Below are 3,866 nucleotides of genomic sequence, written 5' to 3' on the forward strand. Positions count from 1 at the left end.
CCCTGGATCGGGCCGCCCGCGAACGGGATCTGGCTCGAGCACGAACCGCCCAAATGGATGTGGAGCGCAACCTGGGGGATGTGCTGGAAGCCACCAAACGCCGACTGCAAAGTGCCCAGGAAAACCACCGCCTGGCCAGAGAATCGCAGGTTCGTCTTGGCAACGAGCTGGTAGCTGCCCAACGTCGTTTTCAGGCGGGGGCCATTGCCCAGGTGGTGCTGGAGCAGGCCGAACTGGCCAGGGCCGAAGCAGACCGCTCGGTACTGGCAGCTCAGATCGAGGTTTGGAACGCGATTTATGCCTTGCAGGCAGCAGGAAATAATTGAGCAGGGGAGAGCAGAGGCAGTCTGTTCGCACTGGGTTCTCGACCCCTGACCCGCCTACTCTCCTGGAGGTTAATCGAATGAGACGCTGGATCTGGATTGTGCTGGTGGCCCTCTCGCTGGGCCTGACCATTTTTGGCTTGATGCGCCCGAGGGGAGAGCAGGGCCTTTCGGTGAATGTGGTGCGGGCCGAACGGGGCGAGTTCGTGCGTGAGGCGCGGGCCACCGGGGTGGTGGAGGCCCGCCTCTATGCCCTCACTTTCCCTCGGCCAGGGCGGGTAGCCGAGGTGCGGGTACAGGAAGGGCAGACCGTGCAGGCTGGGCAGCTCCTGGCGGTGCTCGAGACCCCCAACGAAGAGCTGCAACTGCGTGCGGCCAGAGAGACCCTGAGTGCCCTGCGAGTCCGCGCCAGCGCCCAGGATGGCGAGTTTCGTACCAACCAGACCCGCCTGCAAAACCAGCTGGGGGAGGCCCGGCGCAACCTGAGCCTGACCCAGCGCCTGTTGCAGGTCGGTAGTGCTTCGCAGAACGAGGTGAGCCAGCTCATCCGCCAGGTGGCCGACCTCGAGTCCCAGCTGGCCAGCCTGAGCCAGACCCGCGCCAGCACCCAGCGCGACCTCCAGGCTCAGATTGAGGCTCGCCAGACCGAGATCGCTGGCCTCGAGCGCACCATTGCCCAGTCCTCGCTGCGGGCCCCGGTGGCAGGCAGCATCTCCAGTGTGGGGTTTCTGGTCGGGGTCGAGACCACCGCTACGGGCGCAGCAATCCGCCTGATGGAGGCCGGTAGCCTGCGGGTGCAGGTTCGGCTGCTGGAAGCAGATATTCCGGGGGTGCGTCCAGGCCAGCCGGTGACCCTCGAGCTCGATGCCGCTCCCAACCAGCCTTTACAGGGCAAGGTGGATCGCCTGGGCGTGCAGGCCGAGGTGGCCGGAGCCGGTGGGAGCGCACTGCTGCCGGTCTTCATCCGCTTCCTGGATGCCCGGGCCGAGGCTGTAGCCAGGCCCAGCCTGACCATCACCGCCCGAATTACCACCCTACGCCTGCCAAACGCCCTTAAAGTTCCCCTCGAGACCCTGGTCGAAGAGCCGGGACGGCAGTCTGTCTGGGTGGTGGATGAAACCACTCGGACGGTTCGAAAGCAGCCCGTCACCCCTAAGGCCCGCAACCTCACCCATGCCGCCGTGGAAGGAATTGCCGACGGCAGCCTGCTGGTCTCGCTGCCGCCCGAAGCCCTCGAGGAGGGAGGTAAGGTGAGCTACCGACTGCCCCAGACCGGGGGTCAGCAATGACCGCAATCCGCCAGCAACCAACGGCAAGGGCGGTAGTACCGCCGGGAGGCCGGCCATGACCCCGGTGGTGCAGATGAGCGGTGTAACCAAGGTCTACCGTTCGGGCTCGAGCGTCCGCACGGTGGAGGTACATGCCCTCAGCGGCATTGACTTGACCGTCCAGCAGGCCGAGTATGTGGCCCTGATGGGGCCGTCCGGCTCAGGCAAATCTACCCTGATGCACATCATCGGTCTGCTCGATACGCCCACCGAGGGCGAGTACAACCTGGGCGGCCAGCCGGTGCGAGGCTTGAACGAAGGCCAGCTGGCCCGCATTCGCAACCAGCGGGTGGGGTTTGTCTTCCAGGCGTTTTTCTTGCTGCCACGCCTGACCGCCCTGCACAATGTGGCGTTGCCGCTGGTCTACCGGGGGGTGTCCACCCCCGAGCGGCTCAAACGGGCCAGGCAGGCCCTGGAATCGGTCAATCTGGGCGATCGCCTCGACCACCTGCCCTCCGAGCTTTCGGGCGGGCAGAAACAGCGGGTAGCCCTCGCCAGGGCACTGGTGCAGGAACCGGATCTGCTGCTGGCCGACGAACCCACCGGCAACCTCGACTCCAAATCGTCCGACGAGATTATGGGGCTTTTTGATGCCCTGCACCGCCAGGGCAAGACCATCCTGATGGTCACCCACGATCCCGATCTGGGGGCCAGAGCCCAGCGCATTGTGCGGCTGCGCGACGGCAGGGTAGTGGATGGAGGGATGGCATGAACCCGGCCAGAGAGGCCCCCGCTCCCAGAACGAACAACCCGGCAGGCTCCAGGATGAACCCGCTCGAGAACTTCCGCATGGCCTTTGAGTCGCTGTGGGGCAATAAGCTACGCAGTTTTCTGGCCCTGCTGGGCATTGTGATTGGGGTGTTTGCTGTCACCGCCATGATCTCGCTGGGCCAGATGGCTACCGCTGGTATCACCCAGGATCTGGAAGCCATAGCGGGCCGCTCGATATTTGTGCAACCCAACTTTGGCGAGGGCCACGATTTTAACACTGCTCCCATCCGCGACGTGGATATTCGAGCCCTGCAAGCGTTGCCGGCCAGGGTCATTCCCCAGCTCTTTACCAACATCCAGTACGAAAGCCGACCCGGGGTGCGCCGCTCGATGCAGTTGCAGGGAACGCCGGGCGACCTTCCCCGGCTCGACCCCACCATCAGGGTCGCCTCGGGCCGCTACTTTACCGAGAGTGAGGCCCGGGGCGGGCTGGCAGTGGTGGTGCTCTCCGACCGGGCTGCCGCGGATCTTTTTCCGGGCCGCCAGGCCATCGGCCAGGTGGTTCGCTTTTTTTATCCCGGTGGCGCCCGCATCGAACTGACCGTGGTGGGGGTGCTGGAGCCGCCCGGCGGTATCTTTGGCGGGCTCGGGGCCGCTTCGACGGCCTACGCACCCACGCAGCTTGTCTGGAACACCTCGCCCGACGCACGCCGGGGCCAGTACGACTTTGTGATCCTGTCGCTCAAGCCTGAGGCCGATGCCCGCCAGGTTACGCAGCAGGTGCGGCGCATCTTCGAGGCCCGCTACGGCGAGGGCCGGTACCAGATCCAGTCCACCGAGACCTTCCAGCAGACCTTGCAGTCCATCACCCTGATTCTGCAAGCGCTGCTGGGCGCGATTGCTGGCCTGTCGCTGCTGGTTGGCGGGATCGGCATCATGAACATCATGCTGGTCTCGGTGACCGAGCGCACCCGAGAAATTGGCCTGCGCAAGGCCCTGGGGGCAACCTCGGGGCAGGTGCGCCAGCAGTTCTTGATCGAGGCGGTGGTGCTGACGCTGATGGGCGGGATTCTGGGGGTGGTGCTGGCCGCTGGCTTGCTGCTGCTGGTTACAGCCACCGTGCCTTTTTTCCAGATTTTCATCCTCAACCCCGCGACCATCCTCCTGGCCCTGGCGGTCAGCGCGCTGGTGGGGCTGTTTTTCGGGGTATGGCCGGCGGCAAGGGCTGCCGCGCTCGACCCCATCGAGGCTCTGCGCTACGAGTAAATGTCCAGGGAATTGGGTATCCCTGGACTCGCGGTAACATTCCTGCAGTTGCTTCTAGCTGAGTGCGCCCGCGATCAAAGTTTCGGTTTTGGGGTTTGCTTGGGCGCGGCTCCGTGGGTAGTGGAAATTCCTAACCTGGAGATCTTATACCCGATTCGGTCTAACCCGACCGAAGGGAGACGCTTTTTCGCCGACCGTCCGGGAGGGGGGTGCTCCCGGATTCAAAAAGATCGCCTCG

The 3,866-nt window shown here is 64.7% G+C and carries 4 protein-coding genes; all 4 read left to right on the forward strand.

Annotated elements, in window-relative coordinates:
• Positions 1-326, forward strand: a 326-nt coding sequence (locus Q0288_RS05300) for a TolC family protein (protein WP_299428265.1), incomplete at its 5' end; no start/stop codon positions are given.
• Positions 327-403: 77 nt separating this feature from the next.
• A complete protein-coding gene (locus tag Q0288_RS05305) occupies positions 404-1,612 on the forward strand; it encodes an efflux RND transporter periplasmic adaptor subunit (RefSeq protein ID WP_299428268.1) in 1,209 nt (402 codons plus the stop codon).
• Positions 1,613-1,667: 55 nt separating this feature from the next.
• On the forward strand, positions 1,668-2,363 hold the full coding sequence (locus Q0288_RS05310; RefSeq protein ID WP_299428271.1) for an ABC transporter ATP-binding protein: 696 nt from the start codon (positions 1,668-1,670) through the stop codon (positions 2,361-2,363).
• The gene (locus tag Q0288_RS05315) at positions 2,360-3,628 is read left to right on the forward strand and encodes an ABC transporter permease (RefSeq protein ID WP_299428274.1); all 1,269 of its coding nucleotides are present in this window, start codon (positions 2,360-2,362) and stop codon (positions 3,626-3,628) included. Before Q0288_RS05310 ends, Q0288_RS05315 begins: the two co-directional genes overlap by 4 nt.
• Positions 3,629-3,866 lie beyond the last annotated feature (238 nt).

Source organism: uncultured Meiothermus sp., assembly GCF_937863175.1.
In the GTDB taxonomy this organism is placed as follows: Bacteria; Deinococcota; Deinococci; order Deinococcales; family Thermaceae; genus Meiothermus.

Excerpts from the sequence above, each read along its gene's own strand:
- Q0288_RS05305 (WP_299428268.1), top strand. The coding sequence starts at position 404 with ATGAGACGCTGGATCTGGATTGTGCTGGTGGCCCTCTCGCTGGGCCTG.
- Q0288_RS05310 (WP_299428271.1), top strand. The coding sequence starts at position 1,668 with ATGACCCCGGTGGTGCAGATGAGCGGTGTAACCAAGGTCTACCGTTCG.
- Q0288_RS05315 (WP_299428274.1), top strand. The coding sequence starts at position 2,360 with ATGAACCCGGCCAGAGAGGCCCCCGCTCCCAGAACGAACAACCCGGCA.